The sequence below is a fragment of the Coprococcus sp. RTP21204st1_G4_RTP21204_210225 genome, from assembly GCF_040915385.1.
Lineage (GTDB): Bacteria > Bacillota > Clostridia > Lachnospirales > Lachnospiraceae > Allocoprococcus > Allocoprococcus comes.
Map to the genome: position 1 here is coordinate 20,042 of NZ_JBCPDP010000018.1, position 24,247 is coordinate 44,288.

Sequence of the window (24,247 nt, forward strand, 5' to 3'; positions counted from 1 at the left end):
TTTGAACACAGAAAAGTTCCTTATGAAGAAGGCAAAAGAAAATTTATCTACACTGGAATCGACAGTTATTTATTTTTCTTTGTGGAGAAGATGGCTGTATGATTATTTTCTTAATTCATCACTTAACATTGTGGCAAAGATTTGCCCATCCTTTATCTTTTTCTGGCATTTCGGACAAATACCTTTAAATAATATGTCATATTCTAAAAAGTCCGTTCCATGTGTATCATGAATTTTTTCTAGCAGGCCCAATATTTCATCCATATCCACATCTGAAATCTCACCGCAGTTTACACACCTCACATGGTAATGGTTCTTTAATGTAAGGTCGAACCGATTAGGTCCATCCGGAACTTCCACTTTTCTTAAATCACCTTCTTCTACCAATATGTCGAGATTTCTATATACAGTCCCTTTGCCGATTGTAAGACAGGATTCTTTTACAAATGCATATACTTCATTTGCCGTAACATGTCTTTTCATTTCACATACAGCGTTTCTTACAAGATCTTTTTGAATGGTATTTCTTCTACTTGTCATCAGCTCTCCTTATTAGGACTAGTTCTTAATAAGGATTATATATCACTTTTACTCTATTATCAATAATAATAATTATTATTGTAAAAGTGGCCAGTTCTGGAACCTTTAATCTAAATCATAATTCTATTTCGCGTTCAAAAACATATTCTGAATCTGATGATAAATCAGACCTAAAGGAATATCCAATCCTGTCAAATTTCTGAATTTCCACCGGATTCTCAATATTATTTTCTGCCATAAATCTGACCATTTCTCCACGAGCCATCTTGGCATAGGTACCTTTTGTTACAAATTTATCTCCGGATAACTCACAAAATACAATCGTAATATATCTGTCCTGTGGTGTCAGATACTTTTCTATACATTTTGAGTATTCTTTTGATGCAAGATTAATGATAATCCTACTGTCATCGATTACTGAGCGGTATAACAATTCTCCCCAGTACTCATACAGATTTTTTGCATCTCCAATTCCAACCTTTGCCTGCATTTCAAGACGATAAGGAGTCACACCATCCATTGGTTTTAAAATGCCATAAAACGCAGACAAGATTCTTAAATGATTTTGCAAATACTCAAACTGCTGGATTTCAAACACAGATGGTGCCATATATTGAAATGCAATCCCTTCATATGCTAAAACAGCCGGAGTAAGCCTGTTATAAAGATCCATATTTTCCAATCTGTTAAAGTTCTGCTCTGCAATCTTGTCATTACATTTCCAGATAGCTTTCAGTTCTTCTTTTGATTTGCTTTTCATCCAGTTTAATACTTCTGCTGTCTTATCAATATAGACTGGCAGTTCAACCGGTGCTAAGTTATCGGTATCTACAATCATCTTTTTTGCAGGTGATAAAATAATCTTCATTATGCCAATTCCTTAAGCATATTTTCAGGATCATCTGCCGCCTTGACTTTATCATTTGCCTTTATAATGATTCCCTGCTCATCAATAAGATATGTAGTTCTTACTACACCCATAGATACTTTTCCATAATTTTTCTTTTCTTTCCAGACATCATATGCTTCAATAACTTTACGCTCCGGATCTGCTAATAGCGTAAATGCCAGTCCGTATTTTTCTTCAAATCTCTTGTGAGACGCTACAGAGTCCTTGCTTACTCCGAGAATAACAGCTCCCTTCTCAGTAAACTGTGGATAACGCTCAGAAAAGCCACATGCCTGCTTCGTACATCCTGGTGTATTATCCTTTGGATAAAAATATAAAATTATTTTTTTACCTAAATAATCACTTAATTTATGCACTTCTCCGTTCTGATCCGGCAATTCAAAATCCGGTGCTTTTATTCCTAACTCTAGCATTTACTATTCCTCCGCTTTTGTATTTTCCACCTGTTTTCTTGTTCTTTTATTGCCTGAAATCATTTTATGACCAGAATAGACTGCCATAATCATGCATATCAGAGAGCCAAATGCAAAGTATTTGTGTGCTGCTTTTAACCCTTTATATCCTGTATAAAAAGTTCCAATCATTGTGATTAAAGCTCCTACTGACCAATATTTATGTGCTTTCATGTAATTCCTCCATTTTTTCAGTGTATTCAATTCTAATTATACGCTACCATATTCCTATGTCAATTTGATAATAGAGCATTCCTATAAAATTTTTCAAAATGTCATTGTCAAAACTATGTTTTGTTATCCTTTAATTTATCTTTGAAATAATTGACAAAAAGCTTGCTTTCAGGAGATTACTATTTAATCTCTTTTCCATCTATATATAGTTGAAATTTATCAGGATTATTGACAACATCATAGTCCTTTCCGTATTCTACAGGTCTATATTCGGCTGTCATTACCGATTCCCCGTCTTCAATATCCTCTTTCCATAAATAGATGTTCATATCAATGCTCGTCGCATATCCTCTGTCTGTGGAGAATTTTGTCGAATGAAAAGAATCATCCTTGTACATCTGCAAAAGTTTTCTTGCAAACGCTTCTCTATCCTCAATATCTTCCCTATTTGCGACCACGGTTATATTTTCATCCCGATTTACAGAAAAAGTTCCAACTACATCTGGTTCGCCTTCTTTATGACTGGATTCAAATTTCCCATAAATACTTCCTACAGCAATTATCAAGATTGCTGTTCCTGAAATTACTGCAATTATCCTTTTCTTCATATTTTTAATTTCCTTTTAATTTTTTTACTGCGTAATTGATTACTTCTTCCGGTGTGGGCCTGTCTCCTTTAAGTGTCATTTTCTTCCATTCTTCCTGCACAGCCGGGTCAGGATTATCAAATCCTTCATCTATGGCTATCTGCATTTCTCTGCGTACTTCTTCTGGTATTGTGTTATACTTTTCTGCAATCTTCTCATATATAGTTTTCTCTCTCATTCATTTTCCTCCGATACTGTTGGCATGAAAAGAGACTTTACAACTTAAAATTGGATAAAAAGGACAAAAAAAGAAGAGCTGCTTGCTCTTCCCATATAGTAGTAGTAAAATAATATGTCATGCCAGCACAATATATTACCTAGAATATCGCTATAACAGAAAAGGGGCTGCATTGTGACAGCCCCTAGTTTACTTCATCACGTTGTCTACATTCTGAATGAACTCGTTCCCTGGTTTATTTTAGCATCGGTCTGGATTTTGTTTCATAAAGATAAATTCTGCCACAGAGCGGTCGTATGTTTTAATGTGTCCAAACAGCCAGTCGATTACATTTTTCTGTACAAGTTCACTGAACCGATCTGTTGGTCCTTCATAATCCTGAAGGTATTCATACAGTTCCTGAATTGTCTTTTTAAACTCTTCATGTTTTTCATAATGTTTTTCACGCTCTGGATAACCGGATTTTTCCTGAAGCTTTTCCTCTTCTTTGAAATGAAAGCCAGTATATTCATCCAGATAATCCAGCATTTTGATTGCTTTTACTTTGCTGTCGCCATTTTGACAGGCAGTTACAAAGTTCTGGATACGGTCGATCAATTCTTTATGCTGGGTATCAATTGTTTCATTTCCTGTTACTAAATTGTCATCAAAGGTAATGTTTAAATCGTAAGTCATAATTTGACCTCCATTTCTTTTGTATGTTCTCTTAGGATCTTTTAATGTCTGGCAGTTTCGTACCTGCATTTTCTGCTTAGTCTTCTACAGGAACGAAAACATCTTTTCCTAATCCACAGATTGGGCATGTCCAGTCATCTGGAATATCCTCAAATGCAGTTTCTGGATTGATACCAGCGTCTGGATCTCCTACTGCCGGATCATAAATATATCCACATGGTTCACATTCATATTTTATCATAGTCATTTTCCCTTTTCAATGTCGATTTATTTTTGTTACCAAGTTCCTAGCAATTTTTCTAACACTTTTTTTCTTGTATATCTGTATTATACATGATAATTATTTCTCCTGTCAATAATAGTAATTATTATTATTTTACTTAGCATAAACTGATATTTGAATTGCAAATTTACATATTGTATATATCATGGGAATAGTTGAATAAAAAAATGAACTCTATTCATTAAAGACAGAGTTGCTGAAAATTATTTCTCTCCAACAACTTTTTTCGTCTTTAAGTCCTTGAAACACAATACTGTCCAATCAGATTCATCCAACTGTTATATTTATTCTTTTCACACACCTTTCGGCAAATTTCATTTTCCATCAATACACAGAACATCTTATCATAATCAAATGCCCAAACAGCACCATTCACATGGTTTTCCACTGCTTTCTGATCTATGTTCTTTAAACGTGTGACCATTTTTTCAATTTCTCCATTTCTCAAGTTACCGATATTTTTGCAGATAAACCGAAAGAAATTCAACGTTGCATATTCGTCATGCCAATGGAACTCTTCTGGATTGTTTATAATTTTACTGACTCGCTGCTGTTCTTTGATTATCTGATCAGCTACACCTTTCATCGAATCTTCATATCTCATATTACTCACCTACTCTTCCTCAACGCCCAGTGACGGTTTAAATCTTTTATCCTTTGCCTGCGGTACCACGATCTCATAAAAATAAAATCCTAAATATCCAAGTGCCTGCTTCTTCATTTTATAAAAAGAAGTCCTGCCTATTCCTAACTCCTGCTGTACTTCCACATCTGTCTTATTATAATGACTGCAAAAACAGGAATGAAGGATTTCACTGAGCATCACACCATTCGGTGCATAGAACTTCACCAGTGTCATTCCACGATAGATCATATCAGACAAGCCATAAATGATCATCAGGTTATTCATTTCCCGGTGCATCTTTGGCACATTCAGCTGATTGTTATAAATGCTCAGATAACTCAATGCATATGCCATATCTTCATTGATTTTCTCCTGGCACTCCATATCCAGTTCTTCTAATACAACCTGGTTTTCTAAAATCAGTTTCTGGTAGCTTGTCATCAGTTCTTTAATATCAGTATAATGTCTTTCGATTGTAACTTCCAGATAATCCTGTGCATGACTTGCCATCTGGAAGGTAATTTCTTTCATTGATTTAATTGCATAATCTCTGTCTGTCATCAGTTTCAAAATCTCCTTATCATCATCACACTAACTGGCGGTCTTTCAGACCAGTTCGCTTTCCCCATGATTTTGATGGGAAGCAATTACTTACTACAACTTGCAGAAGCGGATATCCAAAAGGAATTGTGGGAGCTGCCTTTGCTGACCGAAATCCATCTTCTTATGTAAAACCTGCAGGAATATAAAGGGAAAGTGACTATCCCTGCCGGTTAATAATCCAAATAATATCGTCTATACCAATCTCTCCTTATGCTGTTTTTCTCTCCATAAACCATTTATCCACTTCGTAAAACAAGTGGCTTTCCTGCCCCTGTATCATACAGGTGTACATCACTCCTACACCGCCTGCCTTTCTGCTGGCGCATCGCTCAATTTTCAAAATTCTGTCAATACTATATTTTCTTCCATCCTCCCATGTAAAAAATATGGGAACCAGCCGTCCGTCTTTCCGGAACTCTGCCACTACATCTACATATACTTTGTTCATGCCGACACCTCACTATAAAATCTCGATTGCTCTTGGTGATGCCGGGATTCTGCGGATATATCCATTTTGCTCCAACTGCTTGATTCTGGAAAAAGCAGATGATGTTGATCTTACTCCGATCAGTTTTCCAAATTCCCGAACTGTCGGCGGGTATCCATGCTCCTTCGTATAATTCAAAATACACTGATAACTTTCTTTCTGTTTTCTGGTTAATGCTTTTTTCAAATCTATCCCTCCAATTACCCATGAAAATAACTGTGTGGATGGATCGTGTGCGTACCAGCGTCTAAGTGGGATAAGACTTTATCCTGATACATTGCCGCTCGCTGTATACTGAAATAACCAAACCGTCGTCTGATCTCATCTACAGTACGATCCAGCTTCTCTAACTTTTCCTTTTTCTCCTGATTTCCAAATAAATCCAACTGTACGGGAATATCATCTAACACAAGATCCGAAGCTCGGATTCCCAGGCTTCTAATGGGATGTTCCCATTTGTAATTATCTTTAAATAGCTGAAATGCTGCAGTTACAATCTCATTTGTAATATTCGTTGGCTGTCGTAAATGTATCTGTCTGGAAAAACTATACAATCCATTATCTCGAACTGTAATTTCTACTGTTTTGCATTTAAATCCATGTTTCCGCAATCGTGCAGCTACACTTTCTGCCAATGCTATTTGAATGATCCAGACATCCAGATCATTTTCCAGATCTCTCGGTGTTGTAGTGCTATTACCTATCGACTTTACTGGTGCTTCATATCCTTCCTTGCAAACCGGATCTTCATCCCAGCCATTTGCGAAAGCCCATAATACATTTCCTATTTTTCCAAAATGACTCTCTAACAACTTTTCGTCTGATTCCGCAAGTTGCCCGATTGTCCGGATTCCAAGTTTTTGCAATTTCTTATTTGTCTGTCTTCCGACATAAAGCAAATCTGACGCTGGAAACTGCCATATCCTGTCTTTATAATTTTCTCGATTAAACTCTGTGATTGCATCCGGCTTTTTATAATCTGAACCAAGTTTCGCATAAATCTTATTCCAGGAAATTCCAATACTTACCGTTACACCCAGTTCGTATTTAATCCGATGGCTGATTTCTCTTGCAATCGTCATTCCGCTTCCTTTCAGATTTCTGCTGTCCGATACATCCAGCCAGGCTTCATCAATTCCATATGGCTCGATCTTGTCCGTATACTCCGAATAGATTTCTCTTGCCATCTGTGAAAATCTCAAATACAAATCCATCCGTGGTGGTACAAAAATAAGTCCCGGACAAACCTGTTTCGCCTGCCATAATGCCATTCCGGTTTTTACTCCTTTTTTCTTGGCAATATAATTTGCTGTCAGTACAATTCCATGTCTGGCTTCCGGATCGCCACCGACTGCCAGAGGCATTCCGGCAAATTCCGGATGATGTAGCATTTCTACACTGGCATAAAAACAGTTCATATCACTATGCAGGATCACACGCTCACTCAAACTTTTCACCTCCCAGCTGTTTCCTTCAACATAATGTCTTATCAATCTCTGTATGTTTAGTATATATCGACATTTCGGAGATAGTCAAGTGACATCTTGGTTGTGTTTTCTCCATTTTGGAGATTATTGTTGATTTTATTTCCAACATACGGTATAATAATGCATATAGAAAATTCAAATAGAAATGAGGCGAACAAATGCGTGATTTCGGGGAAATATTAGCAGAAAATAGAAAAAAGAAAGGATACTCTCAATCAGATCTGGTAGACCTGCTTTCTCAGGAAGGTATTCAGGTCACTACAAAAGCAATCTCCAAATGGGAGACCAATGCACGAGAACCAGCTTTACATGTTTTCCTGACACTTTGCCAGTTACTTGATATCGAAGATATATATGAATCCTTCTTTGGAGAAAACCCATATAACATTATGAGTGGATTGAATGAAGAAGGTAGAAATAAATTGATTGAATTTGCTGATATTTTGAAAGCTTCTAAAAAGTTTTCTCCACTGTCTGCAAAGATTATCCCATTCCATCATCCTGTAGAAATTACCTGGGAACCAGTTTCTGCTGGTACTGGAAATTACCTGGAGGATTCTGTAAAAGAAACCTATGACGTAGGACACCTTGCTCCTGAGCAGACTGACTTTGGTGTACGGATTTCCGGTGACAGTATGGAGCCACTTTATCATACAGGCGATGTTGCATGGATTCAAAAAAAAGATTCTCTTGCTAATGGTGAAATTGGAATCTTCTATCTCAACGGCAATACTTACATCAAGGAATTACACGATGAGCCAGATGGTGTTTATCTGATCTCGTTAAATCAAAAATATCGTCCTATCCAGGTTTTGGAATCTGACTCTTTTAAGATTTTTGGAAAAGTAATCGGGAAATGCAAAGGTGCAGAAATTCCGGGATTTCATTAGATTTCAACAGCAGGTTCATGATCCTGCTGATAACAATAAGCAAAGGAAGTGATTGAATGGCAATCAATAATACACTAAAAGATATTCGTGAAGAACGGAATCTCATTCAAGCAGATTTGGCTGAAGCCATAGGTTCCTGCAGCCAGACTATAGGCCGCATCGAACGTGGAGAACGTAATCCCTCTCTTGAGATTGCAATCCGGCTGGCACATTACCTGAAAGTGCCTGTAGAAGATATTTTTCAAATTGAAGACTGAAGCACAACAGCCAGAAAACCGAGGAGTAAAATCCCCGGTTTTCCTTTTGCTCAAAAATCACTGTAATCCACTTACATTTTCTTCTTTTCTGCCTGCTCCGTCAATCAGATCATAACTCATATCTAAAAAGTCCAGTACCTTTGCTTCACTGACTGAACCATCCAGTAAAATCGTGATCCAGTGCTGCGTGTTCATATGGTATCCAGGTAAAAATCCATAAGTTTGAATAATCATATTTGTCATATCCGGATCACACTTTACGTCCATGATATCAACCGGCTCTTTTCCATCTAATCCCAGTTTCGATTTTTCAACCGTCATGATCACTGCATACCATTTTCCATTTTCATGTCGGAGTACTGCACTGTCCGGTAGTTTACTCCATAAATATTCCGGAATCGTGCCATACTGTTTCTGCACATATTCAAAAATTTCTTCTTTCTTCACAATCTATTCAACTCCTGATTCTTCTGATATCCTGCCCATAATTATACCACATTTTCGTATCCCGTACTACCTGCAAAATTCTTTTGCATTTTCCCGGTTCTCCTGACTTTAACTAATAGAGGGGTAAAACAGCAAGGACAGGAAGTGAGGATACACTTCCGGAAAATCCCAATTTAGGGTACCCTGCCCTAAATTGAAAAACGCTGAAAGCAACGATACAACTGCCCTCTCAGAAAGGAGAACCCGCCAATGGCTGAAAGAAAGAGAAACAAAGAAATCCATTTCTATGTCACCGAAGAAGAACGTAAGCTTATCCGCAGAAAAATGATAGAATCAAAGACAAAAAACATGGGAGCTTATCTTCGTAAAATGGCAATTGACGGTTACATCGTCAACACCGATACCACTCCATTAAAAAAACAATATGAAGAAATGCATAAGATTGGTGTGAATATTAATCAGATTGCCAAAAAAGTAAACAGCACCGGAGATCTGTATCCGGAAGAAATGCAAGAATTGAAAGAGATGGTGAAAGAATTATGGCGTATCTTAAGATCTTCCCAATTAAAGTAACAGACAAGAAAGCTCTGGACTACATCACGAATCCAGATAAAACAGATGAAAAACTATTAGTCTCCAGTTTTGGCTGTTCCCCGGAAACTGCAGATCTTGAATTTTCTATGACAAGAGAACTGGCAAAAAAGAATGGAATGGACAAAGGCGATAACCTGGCATTTCATCTGATCCAGTCATTTAAACCTGGAGAAGTTGATGCCGAAACTGCCCATCGCTTAGGACAACAATTTGCAGACGAAGTACTGAAAGGAAAATATGAATACGTGATTAGTACCCATGTTGACAAAAACCACATTCATAACCACATCATCTTTAATGCAGCAAGTTTTGTTAATCATCACAAATATGTTTCGAATAAGCGGAGCTACCATAAAATCTGCCGGATCAGTAATCGTATCTGCCATGAAAATGGACTTGCCACCAGTATGCCAACCGGAGAAAAAGGTAAAAGCTATAAAGAGAACATGGAATATCATCGTGGCACGAGTTGGAAAGCCAAACTACGTGTTGCAGTTGATAAGGCAATCTGGACTTCCATCAACTATGAGGAATTTCTACAAAAAATGCAGTTAGCCGGATATGAAGTCCGCCAAGGAAAACACCTGTCCTTCCGTGCACCGGAGCAGAAGAATTTCACTTATATGAAATCTCTCGGAAGCTATTATTCAGAAGAAAATATCCGCATCCGCCTAGCTAAAAATCGTAACAAAGTGAAAACTCCGAAGCATCTGTCCAGAGAAGCTCGCCTGTATATCAATATTTCCACTTATGTTACGACCGGCAATCGAGAAGGATTTGAACGATGGGCAAAGCTCAATAATCTGAAAGAGGCAGCCCGCACCTTTAACTATCTTTCCGAAAATAACCTGTTGAATTATGAGGATTTCAAGCAGCATGTATCTGACATTGAAGTTTCTGTGAAAGTTGCCGACCAAAAAATAGCACAAATCAACAGTGATCTGAACACGCAGAAAGTCATTCAGAAACACTGCGATTCTTACCGGCTCTGCCGAAAAGTGATTGAGGATTGCAAATTTGCTAAAAATCCAAAAGATTACCGTACCAAGCATCAGGCAGAATACCAGCTCCACGATTCACTAAAAAAAGAGCTTCAGGATCTCGGTGTCACCAAAATCCCAAGTTCTAATAAAATCCAGAAGCAAATTGAAAATCTTGAATCTGAACAGGCTGCTACCATCCGAGAAAAACAGGAGCTGCAGAAAAAGCAAAAGACACTTGATATCATTCGGCAGAATTTCACATCACTGCTTAATGCTCCAGAGATGCAAGTTCCCGTATCAGGAAAAGAGCTAGCTCTTTAAAAAGAAGAGGTACCTACTTAACGGTGCCTCTTCCTTTCCATCTAATCTATTCTTGCGCTACCCTATCACACTCGCACCCAAAAGTAGTCCACGCATACTTATTTCAATCAAAAAAGAAAAAGAGCATATGAATTTGATTGATTCCATACACTCTATATTTATAATCTTCATACTTATTTTGCCATGTCAAAATACCCGATAATTCCTATGCATAGGTAAGCTGAGTGTACAGCTGGAATAGCAACTGTCAACGAACCTTGACAGCCTGATAATTGCTCCAAAACTCGTCATAGGGATTTTATGCCCTTTTTCTGACGAATTGAGAGAAGTTATGGCTGCATGGATCATTTTTTCAATTCATGGTGCAAGTTTTAGGTTAGAAATTGCTCCATGAATAATTCAGGTTAATTATATTTGGCTTATTACTACTCTCATGTTTTAGCAGGAGCATAACCTCCTGCCAAAACGGAGGTCTTATTCTTTCTAAATAGCCCTGTACCTTCCTGATAGAGTTAAATAGCCCATCCTAGACTTTCTTGTTGAATATGATACAACTTTTCGTACAGCCCTTTCTTTTCCATCAATTCTTTATGTGTCCCCAGCTCGGCCAGTTTGCCATCTTCCAAAACGATAATCTGATCAGCATCCACCACCGTACGAAGCCGATGAGCAATCATAATGACCGTCTTTCCTTCCACCAACTTTGCAATAGCCCGTTGGATTAAAATCTCATTTTCCGGATCAAGGGATGCGGTGGCTTCATCAAGAAGAATAATCGGAGCATCTTTCAATAACGCGCGGGCAATAGAAATCCGCTGACGCTCACCGCCGGAAAGAGTACTGCCGTTTTCTCCGAGGACAGTCTGATAACCGTCCGGCAATCGCTGGATAAATTCGTCACAGTACGCGGCCTTTGCCGCCGCCATAACCTGTTCCTCGGTAGCGTTCATGTTACCTACGCAGATATTATTAAAAACAGTATCGTTGAACAGGGTCACATCCTGAAATACAAAGGACATACAGCGCATCAGGTGTTCTGGCTCAATGGTTTTGACATCCATACCACCAATGGTAATCTGACCCTTTCTTATATCCCAAAAGCGGGCAATCAATTTGGAAATCGTACTCTTTCCGCTTCCAGAAGGCCCTACCAGGGCTGTTATACTGCCAGCAGGAATAGAGAAAGACACATCCTTGATAACATCGTCACGGTTATATCCGAAAGTGACACTTTTCAGTTCAATGTCGTACTTGGATACATCTTTATCCTCGCCCTCCATAGCTGGTGTGGTCAGCAGAGTACGCATACGGTTGGTGACTGTTCCCAAGTGGAACAGAGAAGTCAACTGCGAAAGAATGGCAAGGATCGGCCCGTAAATCTTCGTGGAGAACATGAGCAGTACCAACAAAGGAAGCAGCTCAATCTCACCGCCGGTTATCAGCACTGTTCCAATGAAAATAGTGATGCCAAGTCCCGCTTGCAGGATCAGGCTGGCTCCCTGAACCAGAACACCGGAGGCCAGTTCTACCTTAATGGCGATTTTTCTCATGGCTTGGAGTGCTTTATCCAGCGTAGAGAAACGGGAACCACTAAGACCGCAGGATTTGATGATCTTGATACCCTCCAGGTATTCCTGAATCTGGCTGGACGCCTCCAATTTCACATCTACCTGTTTGTCAAACAGACGGAGTTGCAGTTTGCGTCCGCACCAGATGATGAGGAATGTAACCGGCATCGTGCAGAAAATCGCAAGGGCCATTCTCCAGTCAAAAAATGCCAGACAGATACAGGTCAGGGTAACGGAGATAATATTCGCAATCAGCGGCGGAATAGTACTGCTTAGCATGGATTCCATGCTGCTGCAATCAGCCATCATGTTTGTGGTAATATCGGATAAATCTTTCGTGTTAAAGAAACTCATGGGGAGCTTGCGAAGATGTTCTGCAATCCGAAGTCTGGTCGTGCTGGCCTCCTTATAGGAGGCAATATAGGTTTTCCTGTAATCGTTTTTCGCGGCCAGAAATACTAGGATAGCCGCAATCACTCCCAAGCCCAGCAGCTTCCACAGTGCGACCCACGAAATTGTTTCTCCTGTAAACGGTTTCAGCAGCTCCCAAAAGAGCAAGCAGGCTACCATTGAAGGAAGCAGTAGCGCAATATTGGTTATTGTGCAGGCTGTAATCGCTTTTTTCAGGTCGGAGTAGCCTTTCTCCGACAGCATTAGCTTTTCTTTCAGCTTACTCATAGATCACACCGCCTTTCCTGTGCTAATTTTCCAGTTGATCGACTCCGTATAGCTGCTCCACATCTGCGCGTATTTTCCACCCATCTTCAGCAACTCGTCATGGGTGCCGGATTCAATCAGGTGTCCTTTTTCCATGACAAGTATCTGGTCAGCGTTGCGAATCGTGGACAGACGATGGGCAATCATTACAACCGTTTTATTCTGGATTAGCTTTTCAAAGGCTTTTTGAATCAGGTACTCATTTTCCGGGTCGCTGAATGCAGTTGCCTCGTCCAGCACAATGATGGGAGCATCTTTTACGATAGCTCTTGCAATGGCAATCCTCTGGCGTTCACCACCGGAGAGATGAACGCCAGTGCTTCCAATCACAGTCTGATAACCATTTGGAAGCTGCTCGATAAATTCGTGGCATCTTGCCGCTTTTGCCGCCGCAATCACCTGTTCCTCTGTAGCATCTGGATTTCCCATGCGGATGTTATCCATGATGCTCTGCTTAAAGAGGAATGTATCCTGAAATACAAAGCTGACCTTATCCATCAGCGTATCCAACGGAATATCCCGAATGTCAACGCCGCCGATTTGAATACTTCCGTCCGTCACATCATAAAATCGGGAGATCAGGTTGGCTATGGTACTTTTACCGCCACCGGAAGGACCGACAACAGCTGTTACCTTGCCCTGAGGCGCAAGGAAAGAGATGTGAGCCAAGGCCTTGACCTGGGAATCGGCTTCATAGGAAAAGCTGACATCTTGAAAAGCAATGTCATAGTTTTGTATATCAGCCGAGGTATTCTTTTCCGGCAGTACCGGGATGCGCAAGATTTCATCCATGCGCTCTACACTGCCGTCAATCTGCGTAAAGGACTCCGAGATATACATAATCTTATTCAGGATACCGGAAATCGCATGGACAATAATCAGGTAGAAAATGAATGTCAAAGAATACTCTCTGAAATCCGTAGTGTGCATCCCAATCAAAACACCCACCGGGATTAAAAACAGATAAATATTATTGATGATTGTGGTAAATGCAGGCATACAGTTTTGCCAGCCCAATGCGTACTCCAGCACGAAAGAGGTATAGTCCGTAATGGATTTACTCAACCGCTTAAAAGAATCTGCGGTCTGATTAAATGCTTTGATCTCCGGCATACCGCGCACATATTCCACAGAGGCGCTGTTCATGTTCTCCTGGGCGGTCTGAAAACGGTGCATTTTTCCCTTTGCTTCGCCGTTGAAGCCCGCAAACTGAACGATGAAGGCCAGAACAATACCGACCAGACAAACGATACCATACCGCCAGTCAATCCCAAGAAGAATAATGACCAGAACAAGCGGCGCAACCAAAGAGGCGACAAAATCCGGGAGCTGGTGAGCAATAAATTTCTCAACGCTTTCAATGTTTTCGTCCATGATTTTTCTCAGCTTGCCGCTTCCCAAGGTCAAATGATACCCAAGGGGAATATGCATGATGTGGTCGGCAAAGGCTACCTTCAATTCATAAAGTGTTCCAAACGCTGCAATGTGTGAACACAATAGGGCAAAAAAGTAAAATACGATGTTCCCCAAAATACCAGCCAAGGCAAGCCAGCCCCAAGTTGAGATTGTAGAAACATTCAAGAGCGACATATCCGGGTAAACAAACAGGATTTCCCGAATGATGTAATAAATTGATAAATAAGGTACAAAAGAACAAATTGCGGCCAGCGCAGCCAAAACACCTGATAGAAACACAAGTCCTTTATGGCCTGAAGCCAATTCTAGGCAGCGTGCCAGTCCGGTTTTAACCTTCGACTGACTCTTATTTTGCTGTGCCATTTCTACCCCTCCTTTTGGTTATAATAATCTCTCGGAATCTCTAAGTCAGTAAATACAAGGCCTTCAGATTCCTTTTTTATTAAAATCACCCACTTTTTTTGCCAAAAACAATTGACAACTTCATCGAAAAATGCGGCGCTCCGCGCCTATTGATCAATAAGAACCGTCGCTTGCGGCGGCAGATATTTTTCGATTGGAGGCGATTTTTTATGTTACCTGTTAACTGTGGCAGTCATGCCGACTACCAACATTTTGTTGTTACTAATTTTCGTAAATATTATCCTGATCCTGACGCTCTTGCCCGCTCTACATGGGATATTATCGAGCGTTTCTGGAATCTCGATTTATCTTTTACCGATACTTTTATGGCTGATAAATATTCTAAATTCGGTCCAACACCAAGAACTCCTTCCTGTATGCAGCGTTCTTACCTGCTTTCCATTGACTTTAAAGTTACTTCGCTGACAGAATGGGCTGCCCAGCTTAAAATGAATCCTCTTTATGCCATTCTCAGCGGATTTGAACCCGGTAATACTCCCGGTGTTGGTACTTTTTATGATTTTATAAACCGCTTATGGAACTCTGATTATACCCAATTTTTTCTAAAAGAAGCTCTGATCCTCTGATTTGAAAATCATCGGTAATGCAGCCGTTTTCAAGGCGTATTGCCCGCTCGCAGCAGGCAAGCGCACACTCCGCGTCATGGGTAATGACGATAATGGTGCGCCCCATCTTCGCCAGTTTGCGGATCATCCTGCTGACATTTCGCATATTCGTACCATCCAATCCGCTTGTCGGTTCGTCCAGCACAATAATTGGTGCTTTGTGCATCAAAGCTACGCCAAGAGCCAGTCTCTGCTTCTGTCCGCCTGATAGTGTGGAAGGATGCTGTTTAATAAACGGTGTCAGTTCCAAAGCTCCCAAAATTTCTTCGGCTTCTTTTTTTCGTTCGGGAGTGACTTCTGCTCCAGTGGTCAGTTCATCCAGCAAGTTTTCACCGAAAAGCTGGCTGTCTAAATCTTGGGGAATGTACCAGACCTTTCCCAAGCGGTCTTTGGGTCTGCAATGCTTTCCGAATAAAACGACTTCGCCGGATTTCTCTTTCAAAAGCCCTGCCAAGATTCGCCCTATGGTGCTTTTGCCCGTCCCGTTGGGGCCGATCAGGGCAATCACTTCTCCCTTACGGCATTGAAAGTCTATATCCTTAGCTACAATTGTTTCACCAAAAGAGTGGTTTAGCTTTTTCACTTCCAGGACAACCTCGCTGGTTGCCGCAGACGGGATTTCCATATACTCAATCTGATGCAGGTCAGGAGTTCGAAGCCCCAATGTCTGGATTTTCTGATTAGTTAGAGCCTTCATCTGCGGTGCGGTAAATTCCCGCACAATTTTTCCTTTCTGCACACACAGGAAGCGGTCTGCCAGATCCATCAGATAATAAAGCCGGTGTTCTGCTATGATAATGGTTTTTCCCTGCTGTTTCAAATCGCGGATAATGTCCGCAAAGCGATAAGTAGATGCAATATCCAGATTGGCAGAAGGTTCATCCATGACATAGATTTCCGGGTCAATCGCCTCTGCCGATGCAATCGCAACTTTCTGGCGCATCCCATAAGACAGGCTGTGCAGACTGTGATCCAGAATGTCCTGAATTTTGATGTCTGCCGCTGCCCGGTGAACATGGTTCTGAATGTCCTCATGGGAATACCCATAGTTCTCACAGCCGAAAGCAATCTCACCAGCTACCTCATTGGCAAAAAACTGGCTCCTGGGGTCTTGAAAAACATTTCCCGCGATTTTGCCGCGCTCCCAGGATGGAATCTTTTTCAGCGGTTTTCCGTCCACAAAAACCTCGCCGCTCAATTCCCCCTCGTAAAAGTAGGGGATCAGGCCGTTAATCACTCTCGTCAAAGAGCTTTTCCCACTTCCTGATGGGCCGGTCATAACAATGACCTCCCCGGCGGCAATGTCTAACGATATATGTTCCAGTTGATTTCCGTTCCCGCCATAGGAAAAGGTCAGGTCACGGATCATAATTTCTTTTCCCATTCCATTCCTCCTATAAAAGACAGCAGCACACGGCAGCTCCCACGCTGACAACAATCAAAAAGTAATCCAGCGCAGCGATCCGGCTGACATAGTAGCTTTCTTTCTTGTAGGGGCTTTCAATTCCCCTGACAATGGCAGAAGCGGCTAACTCGTCCGCGATCTTTAAGGAGCGGAACACCATCGGAACAATGGCGTATTCCAATGTGTCCATTGGATGCCTCAAAACATTGCCAACCGATTTTAAGAAGCCACGGATTTTCATGGCTTCCCTGACTTCTCCAAATTCATGCAGCACAGTCGGAGCAAAGCGGAGCATGACGATCAAAACAAGCATGATACGGGTGGGGATCGGCATTTTCCTCAAGCTGGCTGTCAGCTTCCCGGACGGGATTTTCGCCAGAAGATAGGCTGGCATAGCGGGCAGTAACAGCTTGTAAATCATACTGAGTAACAGCGGAGAGGGGATGCTGATTTGATACTTTGTCTCGATCATCAGCCATACAATCGCCACCAAATAGACCGCAAAGCACCCCAACGCCTGTTTATACAAGCCAAACCAGCACAGAATTAAAAAAATGCAAAAGGTAAAAATCCCATGTCCCCAAAAGCTTGTCGTCAAGAAAGTCACAAGGCAGGCGCACAGAGTCAGAAAAAGAACTGTGCGCCCGTCAATCCGGTCAATCCGCCTTTGCTTTTTTTCTCCGGCCATCATCCTACAATGCCAGCTTTTTGGAAATGCTTTCTGAGCAGGCGCTGGCCAAACAATGTACCAAGAATTGCAAGAACCGCAGTAATGACAACACCCAGAAGCATCAGTGCTGGAGAAGTTACCATAGAAAACTGCATATTCAAAGTATTTGCATCAAAGCCACTACTTGCTGCCATTTCCTGATAGCTGTCCCAAGACCACCACAGCGGTACGGCACAGCCTACAAAATTTCCGATTGAGTTGACCATCCAGCCAATTCGGTTGCGAACTGCACTTCGGTATGTATTCTTGCCAACCATGCATAACTCGGCAATGAGGGCTACAATCAAGAAATAGGGAACCAAGAACATATAACCCATAACACCTTGGATTAGTCCATAAACCGTAGCCCAAGCAAACAACAATCCGTGTTTGTTAATGCGATTTGCCGCAACCAAATAAAATGTTGCTCCAATAAAGGCATCAATACCAGCAGAGCCGTATAAATATACTGCTGGGAAAGGCAATGTAACCATACCAATCACCATTGCAATTGCAAAATTGATGACCATCATTGCGGCAATCGTCATAATATCTCGAACGCCAATTTTTTTCTTTACCGTTTGTTCCATTTTTGAAACCTCCTTAAAATAAAATGACAGTGTAGTTAGCAATATCTAACTACGCTGTCATTTTACACCGGTTTGCAGTCTCTAACTACTCCAAAGGGAAAAGTAAATCAAGAAAACAGCCCAAAAGTTAAATCACTTTTTTTGCTTTACGGTAATCCTTTGGAAGCATTCCAAACACTTCTTGAAAGGCTCGCGCAAATTTACTAATATTTGAATATCCAAGTTCACCGGCTATTTGCGTGATTGATTGATCTGTTTCCTGCAAATAAACAGCCGCAAGATTCATTTTATACTTTTTGATATGTGCATAGGGCGTATCGCTATAAATCTGTTTGAAAATAGCTTGAAATGTGACCTTGCTCATTGGCTCCTTTCGCAAAAGTTCTTCTATGGATATTTTTTTGTCGAGGTTTTCTATGAGCTGTTGGCGGATGCGTTTGATGATTTCAATTTGTTCTTTGGCATAATACGTTGCCTCATACTGATCTTCAATCCGCAGCTGTTTGATATGGTAAAATAGTTCCAATAATTTGATACGGAAATAATCTCGCTCTTCAACACCTTTTGCAGCATACAATTCTTCAAAGATATGTAACAACCGCTGTGGTGTACGACATAAAAACCACTTTTTTTCTAATTCCAATTCTCGTCCGAGATTTAGAACATCAATGTTGTAGTACGAAAAAATCTGTTGTGTTTCCACATCGACAGAATCTTTATCAATCACACAGCTTAGTCCTACACTATATCCAAAGGGAAAGGAATAGGCCGCAGGAATATTAGCAAGGGCATTGATGCAAAATTCTCCCTCTTTCATGTGGAAAACTTTATTATTTCTTAGCTCAAACTCAACGCGTCCTTTTTGGTAATGACGGATTTCAATGATATTTTTATTAGGAATAGGCTCATGAAAAGTATCTGAGCAGTTAAAATCCATAAAAATCAAATCAATGCCTGGAAACAACGCATATGCCATAAGAATACCAGTTCCATTACATTGATAATTAATTAAATTATATTCTTGGCGTTTTTTTACTGAAGCAACATTTTCTCCATACCAACTATTTTTCATGTTGATACCCCATTCCTTCAATTAGTTGTAACTTACTTGTCCTTATTAGTATAATATAGGAAACAATAAAAATGCAACTTCAACTTTGATATTGATTTTTATTTTCGAATAATTTCACATAGTTTCTCTGGATGCAAACTTAAAACCTCAGAATGCCCCATATTATCATAGGCATAAACTTCGCACTCAGAAACGCATTTTTCTTTAACAAGCGAAACTGATTTTGCAGCAAAAAGCTCATTTTCACCATACATTATAACAACTTTCATTCGTAATTTCTCCATTCTTTTTTTTATGTCGTATCCATAAGCTGCCAATGCCGCATCATATAATGTATCAAATTGTATTCTTTTGCAACACAAAGGATAAAGTACCTCTATTTCATTACCATTTCTGTAACCCATTTGTTTGCTAACATATGACCACATTCTTTTCTTTTGAATTACTTTTTGAAATTCCTTTGCCATAAAGTATGCATCTATTTTTTTCATAATACCCATGGATTCAAATTGCCCGCCATCGAGAATTAATTTATTTATCCTAATACAATCTCTCAATGCGATTTCTATCGCAATGCTAGCCCCTAATGAAATACCATAAATACAATCCAGCTCCTCTATTCTATGATTCCGTATAGATGTAATGATTTCATCGGCACATTCATAAACATTCGAGAATCCGCCCAAGCCCTGCATATTATGGCCTCCCAGTTCCGGCAGAATAAGGCAATAGTTTCTCTTGAGTTCTTCTATTACTTTTTTAAAACAGAATTTCCATTGAAAACCCATACCATGAATCAATAATACTTTTTTCTTGCTCGGATCTCCAATTATATGTAATTCAAATAGTCCCTTCTTCAAATTCGTCATCGAATGATTCCTCCTGCATCACATATTCACTTATATTTAAGTCTATGTTCAATTTCGGTAAATCACCTAAAACAATGTCTCCCTCAATAATATCCGTTGCATAGTAAATTCCAGGAACAATTTTTTTGTTTAAGAGTTCAATTGAGGCATCTTTTAGCTGTTCACATAATTCTCCAAACGCTTCTCTGCACCGAACTGTCTCCTTTTCTTGCTCTTTCACAATGGTTATCTCACATCCTCTTTTGGCTCTGGAAACATATAAGATATTTTCCACGTGTATGCGTATTATCTTCCCCGCCGATGTCACCGTTACCGCATAGTCATTCAGAAAGCGTCTCTTTACCTCAGTCATAATAGCTGCAATTTCCCGGCGTAAGCTGGTATCGTGTAAGTCCTTCATAATATACCGAAAGGGCTGTCCGAAATTTATACTGTCCACTGTCGGCTCAAAATAACTGGAATAGAAGATTAAAACTGCATCTTTGTTATAATTTCTCAATTTTAATGCTGTTTGGTTTCCATCCAGCCCCGGCATACGGATATCTATAAAGACTAATTCGTGGAGAATATCCGTATGTTTCAAAAGTTCATTTCCTGATTCGTATTCATAAAATCTGATTTCATTTTCAGGCAAACTATTTTCATGCTCTATAATCTCTCTGATCGTTTTTCTATATCTTTTATCATCATCACAAATCGCTATCTTATACATAATCCTCCCTCATTGTTAGTTACAGCTAACCTTATTTCATAAAAAAACCATCCCGCAGAATTTTGCCATGAGATTATCTCTTACTTCTATAACTCCGGTTCCAACTCTGCAAAGATGGAATCTCCAAAAAATTCTGGTATTGTGATTTCTAATCCATCACACAATTTCTTGATTGTAACTACGCCTACATTCTTACTCTGCCCATACAAAATATTCTTCAGCGTTGATGGCGGAACACCAGAACGTATCGCCGCCTCATTCACGGTAATATCCTTTTGCCTTATCAATTCTTCAAGACAATATATAACTGCTGTTTTCATATCCATGATTTTTCATAACTTTTCTCTATTCTATATAAATTGCCCGTAAAAGGTCGCCCATATATAGTCTTTTTGAACAAAGATACATCTTTGTAGGCTTTGTATACTTTCGTGGTAGATAATTCAGCATTTTTACCAAAACAAAAAGACATCGGCGCATACCGATGTCTCAAGATAATTTTTTTCTATTTTATATCACGCTGTTTTCATTTCCCCTTCTTTGTCAAATTCCATCCGCATCTGTCCTACAGATTCCCATGTTTCAAATGGAATTTCCATATATTCTAAGACACGCTTCATTCCTAAACCACCGTCTTGCACTGGCCGCATACATAAATCATAATGTTTCGGATGTGTAACCTACAGTCGCTGATGTCACGCTTTTCACATAACTTTGAAGCACAAATCATTCAAAACAAAAAAGCCGGGAGCCACATTGTTATCCGTGACCTCCGACTCCATTCTATTTTATACTACACCGTCCTTACACTCAAATCAGCCCCTCTCTCCGGCTTATCTTTTCCCTGCTTTTCTTGAATAATCCTCTTATTAATCTCAAGCCGTTCATGAATGGATAATTTCTTCCTTTAATCCGTTTTCCTTTCCTAAAAGTTAACTATTTATTCTAATATACCTCTTACAAGCTCGATTCAAAAACTCATAGTCATGTGTTACAACTATAATAATATATTTTTCTTCTGACAATTGTTTCATCAATTTTTCCACCTGACACATGTGCCTAAAATCCAACCCACTGGTAGGTTCATCGAAAATAAGCAGCTTTTTTTCACCCATAACTGCCTGGCAAATAGCAAGCCTCTGTCTCTGTCCACCAGATAATATCATCGGATGATATTCTGCATACTCTTCCAAGTCAAATTTTTCAAGTAATTCCCTGATTTCTTGTTCAGAGGCTTCTTCATTTGCAAGCAGACATTCATTTTTCACACTATCTGAAAACAACTGATGATTGACTTCCTGCATGACCATCCCGAACAGTTTGGTCCGGGCCTTTTCCGACAGCTTTTTCCCTTGATACAGAATCTCGCCGCCTTTGGGCTTAAGCAGACCGCACAAGCAATTGCAAAAAGTAGATTTTCCGGCACCGTTTTTCCCTGTGATACCGATGATGTCTCCCGCTCTTGCAGATAAGCTAATATTCTGAAAAATCATCTGTTTCTTTCTCTTACATGAAAGGTTACAAATCTGAAGTACTGCGTCTTCTGAGTTTCCTGTAATCTCCGGAATCTGTATCTGTTCAGGAACGATACTTCTGAGCCCCATTTGTTTTCGTTTCAGATCAGACAAAGCCTTAAACTCATCTGATGTAAATTCTTGTTCTATACGTCCTTCTTTCATATAAATAATTCTGTATGCGAATTTCTGGATCCATGCCAGACGATGCTCTGCCACAACTACAGTATGTCCCTTCTCCTTAATTACCTTCATTCTTTCACTCAGCTTTTCCATCGCTGCTATATCCAAATTCGCTGACGGCTCATCCAGCACATAAATCTGCGGATTCATGGCATATACTGATGCAAACGCAAGAAGCTGTTTCTCACCACCTGACATGGAAAATACATCCCGGTCTTCCAGCTTCTCTATATCTAATTCATTTATTGTATTCTTAATTCTTTTTCGTATATATTCCGGTTCCACGCCTCTGTTTTCCAGGCCAAATGCCATCTCAGCATTAGAATTCGTATAAAAAAACTGAGTTTTTGGATTCTGAAAAACAGACCCTACAAGCTCTGCAATCTCATACATAGGCATCTCTGCAACATTTTTCCCGCAAACCGTAATCGTTCCATCTACGCTGACATCCCTCACAAAATGCGGAATCAATCCATTAATCAGTTTTGTCATTGTGGTTTTTCCACATCCACTTTCCCCGCATATCAATACGAACTCCCCATCCTGTATCTCCAGATTTACATCTGACAGAATTCTTTTTCCTTGCATTGTTACATTTACATTTTCAAACTTTATCATTTTCTTTATCCTGCAATCACCACTATAAGTATTCCAAATGTTACCAAAATCATTATCAACCAGTCTGAAATCCCCATGTGAAGTATTATTTCACTGGTCTTTTTTCCTGGATTCTCGATTCCTCTTGCCACTGCCGCCGCTGCTATTTCATCCGATGTATTGACTGCAGACACAATCAATGGAACTACCGTACACTCCAAGCGGGATGCCCATGAGATATTCTGAAGTTTCATGGCAGCATTTATATGTACGAACTCCTCTTTCAAAGCTGGAAAATATCGAAGTGTCGTAGACATTGCTATGATAAATCCTTGTGGTAGATGCAGTGTATACATGGCAGCGATCATTTTCCGCATGGACGATGTTCGAAGCAACAACAAACCTGCCAAAACACACGGCAGCATACGCAATGAATAATTAACTAAAACTGGAAACACCATATTCATCCATGCGGGGCACTGCGGAAATACATACATTAGTAAAAGGTGGAAAGAAATAAGTAAAACGATACCTTTACCTGCCGCCTTATATAGTCCATGCACCAGCATAAGCAGGAGAAATATGCCTGAAAGCATACTCCCCTGCTCAGAATTTTTCTGACAGAACATACCAATATTTGCCATTAAAAGCAGCCACAGCCCAGCTCTTGGATCAAGATGATTGATGACTGTTCTCTTATTCATCAGACAATCCCTGCTTTCTTAAAATGTTTACGGAATAAACCTTTAGCAATCAACGCTCCAATCACGCCTCCTATGACTGGAGAGATACAAAGTATAATCAGCATTGGCGTAGAAATCAATCCTGATAAAGACCGGACATATTCTGCAGACATTCCATTTTGCTGAATCTGCGCCAGAAAACTGTCTTTATACACCCATATTGCCAGTGGAGAGCCAAGCATTCCATAACAAAAAAACACAAACGATATCATCATATGTGTAAAACTGTTATCATACTTTGTCACAGCTCTGTACAGTTCTGACAATATACATGCAATGGCAAATGTAATCAGTAACAATACTGTAAACTGACCAGTCACAAAATAAAGCAATGCAGTAATTGTTCCCATAATAAGTACTGCCCCTGATTTTCTCACTTTAGATGCCATAAGCAGGAATGGGATTCCGGTCACAATTCCTGTCACGCCCGGTAACAGCAGCCACAACACTGGCACAAATCCAGTAAACATAGCTGCCAGATTGAGCATAAAATAAATTGCAGAGAAGATTCCTATTGTAATAAGATCCTTTCCTGATAGTTTTCTTGATTCTTCCATGTTTTTCGTTCCTC

31 protein-coding genes are annotated in these 24,247 nt (G+C 39.9%); 5 read left to right on the forward strand and 26 right to left on the reverse strand.

Annotation, left to right across the window (positions count from 1 at the left end; all coding sequences use genetic code 11):
• Positions 1-102 precede the first annotated feature (102 nt).
• The 13 genes from AB5213_RS13860 to dinB all read right to left on the reverse strand — a co-directional run bounded on the left by AB5213_RS13860 (position 103) and on the right by dinB (position 7,022).
• On the reverse strand, positions 103-540 hold the full coding sequence (locus AB5213_RS13860; protein WP_173763048.1) for a Fur family transcriptional regulator: 438 nt from the start codon (positions 538-540) through the stop codon (positions 103-105).
• 115 nt (positions 541-655) lie between these two features.
• The gene (gene yaaA / locus AB5213_RS13865) at positions 656-1,408 is read right to left on the reverse strand and encodes a peroxide stress protein YaaA (protein ID WP_173763049.1); all 753 of its coding nucleotides are present in this window, start codon (positions 1,406-1,408) and stop codon (positions 656-658) included.
• On the reverse strand, positions 1,408-1,863 hold the full coding sequence (bcp, locus tag AB5213_RS13870) for a thioredoxin-dependent thiol peroxidase (RefSeq protein ID WP_026648211.1): 456 nt from the start codon (positions 1,861-1,863) through the stop codon (positions 1,408-1,410). The genes yaaA and bcp overlap by 1 nt, the downstream gene beginning before the upstream one ends.
• 3 nt (positions 1,864-1,866) lie before the next feature.
• Complete coding sequence (locus tag AB5213_RS13875; protein ID WP_024854726.1) at positions 1,867-2,076, reverse strand: DUF6219 family protein; 210 nt, start codon at positions 2,074-2,076, stop codon at positions 1,867-1,869.
• A 179-nt stretch (positions 2,077-2,255) separates the two neighbouring features.
• Complete coding sequence (locus tag AB5213_RS13880; RefSeq protein ID WP_173763050.1) at positions 2,256-2,684, reverse strand: hypothetical protein; 429 nt, start codon at positions 2,682-2,684, stop codon at positions 2,256-2,258.
• Between the two features lie 4 nt (positions 2,685-2,688).
• Positions 2,689-2,901, reverse strand: a complete 213-nt coding sequence (locus AB5213_RS13885) for a sporulation initiation factor Spo0A C-terminal domain-containing protein (RefSeq protein ID WP_173763051.1) — start codon at positions 2,899-2,901, stop codon at positions 2,689-2,691.
• Between the two features lie 240 nt (positions 2,902-3,141).
• Positions 3,142-3,576: a bacteriohemerythrin gene (locus AB5213_RS13890; protein WP_173763052.1), complete on the reverse strand. Its 435-nt coding sequence runs from the start codon at positions 3,574-3,576 to the stop codon at positions 3,142-3,144.
• 76 nt (positions 3,577-3,652) lie between these two features.
• On the reverse strand, positions 3,653-3,817 hold the full coding sequence (gene rd / locus AB5213_RS13895) for a rubredoxin (RefSeq protein ID WP_173763053.1): 165 nt from the start codon (positions 3,815-3,817) through the stop codon (positions 3,653-3,655).
• Positions 3,818-4,091: 274 nt separating this feature from the next.
• Entirely contained in the window at positions 4,092-4,463 is a 372-nt protein-coding gene (locus AB5213_RS13900; RefSeq protein WP_173724967.1) for a hypothetical protein, read from the reverse strand.
• 9 nt (positions 4,464-4,472) lie between these two features.
• Positions 4,473-5,045: a hypothetical protein gene (locus AB5213_RS13905; RefSeq protein ID WP_118410971.1), complete on the reverse strand. Its 573-nt coding sequence runs from the start codon at positions 5,043-5,045 to the stop codon at positions 4,473-4,475.
• 250 nt (positions 5,046-5,295) lie between these two features.
• Positions 5,296-5,535 carry a hypothetical protein gene (locus AB5213_RS13910; protein ID WP_008708201.1) on the reverse strand — a complete coding sequence of 80 codons (240 nt, stop codon included), beginning with the start codon at positions 5,533-5,535 and terminating at the stop codon, positions 5,296-5,298.
• Positions 5,536-5,547: 12 nt separating this feature from the next.
• Positions 5,548-5,760, reverse strand: a complete 213-nt coding sequence (locus tag AB5213_RS13915; protein WP_173763241.1) for a DNA-binding protein — start codon at positions 5,758-5,760, stop codon at positions 5,548-5,550.
• A gap of 14 nt (positions 5,761-5,774) precedes the next feature.
• Positions 5,775-7,022, reverse strand: a complete 1,248-nt coding sequence (gene dinB / locus AB5213_RS13920; protein ID WP_349123649.1) for a DNA polymerase IV — start codon at positions 7,020-7,022, stop codon at positions 5,775-5,777.
• 197 nt (positions 7,023-7,219) lie between these two features.
• On the opposite strand from dinB, the gene AB5213_RS13925 reads away from it, so the two are divergent.
• On the forward strand, positions 7,220-7,951 hold the full coding sequence (locus AB5213_RS13925; RefSeq protein WP_008688138.1) for an XRE family transcriptional regulator: 732 nt from the start codon (positions 7,220-7,222) through the stop codon (positions 7,949-7,951).
• A 56-nt stretch (positions 7,952-8,007) separates the two neighbouring features.
• Entirely contained in the window at positions 8,008-8,208 is a 201-nt protein-coding gene (locus AB5213_RS13930; RefSeq protein ID WP_008688136.1) for a helix-turn-helix transcriptional regulator, read from the forward strand.
• 57 nt (positions 8,209-8,265) lie between these two features.
• Here AB5213_RS13930 and AB5213_RS13935 read toward each other — a convergent pair whose 3' ends face one another.
• Complete coding sequence (locus tag AB5213_RS13935) at positions 8,266-8,655, reverse strand: MmcQ/YjbR family DNA-binding protein (RefSeq protein WP_173763240.1); 390 nt, start codon at positions 8,653-8,655, stop codon at positions 8,266-8,268.
• A 249-nt stretch (positions 8,656-8,904) separates the two neighbouring features.
• Between AB5213_RS13935 and AB5213_RS13940 the strand changes: the two genes are divergently transcribed.
• Together AB5213_RS13940 and AB5213_RS13945 are read left to right on the forward strand one after the other, a co-directional pair.
• Positions 8,905-9,228, forward strand: coding sequence for a MobC family plasmid mobilization relaxosome protein (locus tag AB5213_RS13940; protein WP_173763239.1), 324 nt, complete (start codon positions 8,905-8,907; stop codon positions 9,226-9,228).
• A complete protein-coding gene (locus AB5213_RS13945; RefSeq protein ID WP_349123648.1) occupies positions 9,195-10,553 on the forward strand; it encodes a relaxase/mobilization nuclease domain-containing protein in 1,359 nt (452 codons plus the stop codon). Before AB5213_RS13940 ends, AB5213_RS13945 begins: the two co-directional genes overlap by 34 nt.
• A gap of 512 nt (positions 10,554-11,065) precedes the next feature.
• Here the strand turns inward: AB5213_RS13945 and AB5213_RS13950 are convergent.
• Both AB5213_RS13950 and AB5213_RS13955 read right to left on the reverse strand, forming a co-directional pair.
• Positions 11,066-12,799 (reverse strand): ABC transporter ATP-binding protein, encoded by a 1,734-nt coding sequence (locus tag AB5213_RS13950; RefSeq protein ID WP_055156906.1) that lies wholly within the window; start codon positions 12,797-12,799, stop codon positions 11,066-11,068.
• A 3-nt stretch (positions 12,800-12,802) separates the two neighbouring features.
• Positions 12,803-14,617 (reverse strand): ABC transporter ATP-binding protein, encoded by a 1,815-nt coding sequence (locus AB5213_RS13955; protein ID WP_279203939.1) that lies wholly within the window; start codon positions 14,615-14,617, stop codon positions 12,803-12,805.
• A gap of 209 nt (positions 14,618-14,826) precedes the next feature.
• On the opposite strand from AB5213_RS13955, the gene AB5213_RS13960 reads away from it, so the two are divergent.
• On the forward strand, positions 14,827-15,243 hold the full coding sequence (locus tag AB5213_RS13960; protein WP_243187899.1) for a hypothetical protein: 417 nt from the start codon (positions 14,827-14,829) through the stop codon (positions 15,241-15,243).
• Here AB5213_RS13960 and AB5213_RS13965 read toward each other — a convergent pair.
• The 10 genes from AB5213_RS13965 to AB5213_RS14010 all read right to left on the reverse strand — a co-directional run bounded on the left by AB5213_RS13965 (position 15,179) and on the right by AB5213_RS14010 (position 24,233).
• Positions 15,179-16,666 carry an ABC transporter ATP-binding protein gene (locus AB5213_RS13965; protein ID WP_195255557.1) on the reverse strand — a complete coding sequence of 496 codons (1,488 nt, stop codon included), beginning with the start codon at positions 16,664-16,666 and terminating at the stop codon, positions 15,179-15,181. The genes AB5213_RS13960 and AB5213_RS13965 overlap by 65 nt on opposite strands.
• 10 nt (positions 16,667-16,676) lie before the next feature.
• Positions 16,677-17,378: an energy-coupling factor transporter transmembrane component T gene (locus AB5213_RS13970; protein WP_279203942.1), complete on the reverse strand. Its 702-nt coding sequence runs from the start codon at positions 17,376-17,378 to the stop codon at positions 16,677-16,679.
• A complete protein-coding gene (locus AB5213_RS13975) occupies positions 17,375-17,986 on the reverse strand; it encodes an MptD family putative ECF transporter S component (protein ID WP_195255555.1) in 612 nt (203 codons plus the stop codon). The genes AB5213_RS13970 and AB5213_RS13975 overlap by 4 nt, the downstream gene beginning before the upstream one ends.
• Positions 17,987-18,113: 127 nt before the next feature.
• Positions 18,114-19,058 carry an AraC family transcriptional regulator gene (locus tag AB5213_RS13980; protein WP_349123646.1) on the reverse strand — a complete coding sequence of 315 codons (945 nt, stop codon included), beginning with the start codon at positions 19,056-19,058 and terminating at the stop codon, positions 18,114-18,116.
• A 98-nt stretch (positions 19,059-19,156) separates the two neighbouring features.
• Positions 19,157-19,927 (reverse strand): alpha/beta fold hydrolase, encoded by a 771-nt coding sequence (locus AB5213_RS13985; protein ID WP_368276838.1) that lies wholly within the window; start codon positions 19,925-19,927, stop codon positions 19,157-19,159.
• Positions 19,899-20,639, reverse strand: coding sequence for a LytTR family DNA-binding domain-containing protein (locus AB5213_RS13990; protein ID WP_195255552.1), 741 nt, complete (start codon positions 20,637-20,639; stop codon positions 19,899-19,901). The genes AB5213_RS13985 and AB5213_RS13990 overlap by 29 nt, the downstream gene beginning before the upstream one ends.
• An 86-nt stretch (positions 20,640-20,725) precedes the next feature.
• Complete coding sequence (locus tag AB5213_RS13995) at positions 20,726-20,965, reverse strand: helix-turn-helix domain-containing protein (RefSeq protein ID WP_368276839.1); 240 nt, start codon at positions 20,963-20,965, stop codon at positions 20,726-20,728.
• A gap of 606 nt (positions 20,966-21,571) precedes the next feature.
• The gene (locus AB5213_RS14000) at positions 21,572-22,924 is read right to left on the reverse strand and encodes an ABC transporter ATP-binding protein (RefSeq protein ID WP_368276840.1); all 1,353 of its coding nucleotides are present in this window, start codon (positions 22,922-22,924) and stop codon (positions 21,572-21,574) included.
• Positions 22,925-22,959: 35 nt separating this feature from the next.
• On the reverse strand, positions 22,960-23,637 hold the full coding sequence (locus tag AB5213_RS14005) for an energy-coupling factor transporter transmembrane component T (RefSeq protein WP_173902521.1): 678 nt from the start codon (positions 23,635-23,637) through the stop codon (positions 22,960-22,962).
• Positions 23,637-24,233, reverse strand: a complete 597-nt coding sequence (locus AB5213_RS14010) for an MptD family putative ECF transporter S component (protein ID WP_173902520.1) — start codon at positions 24,231-24,233, stop codon at positions 23,637-23,639. Before AB5213_RS14010 ends, AB5213_RS14005 begins: the two co-directional genes overlap by 1 nt.
• Between the last annotated feature and the right edge of the window lie 14 nt (positions 24,234-24,247).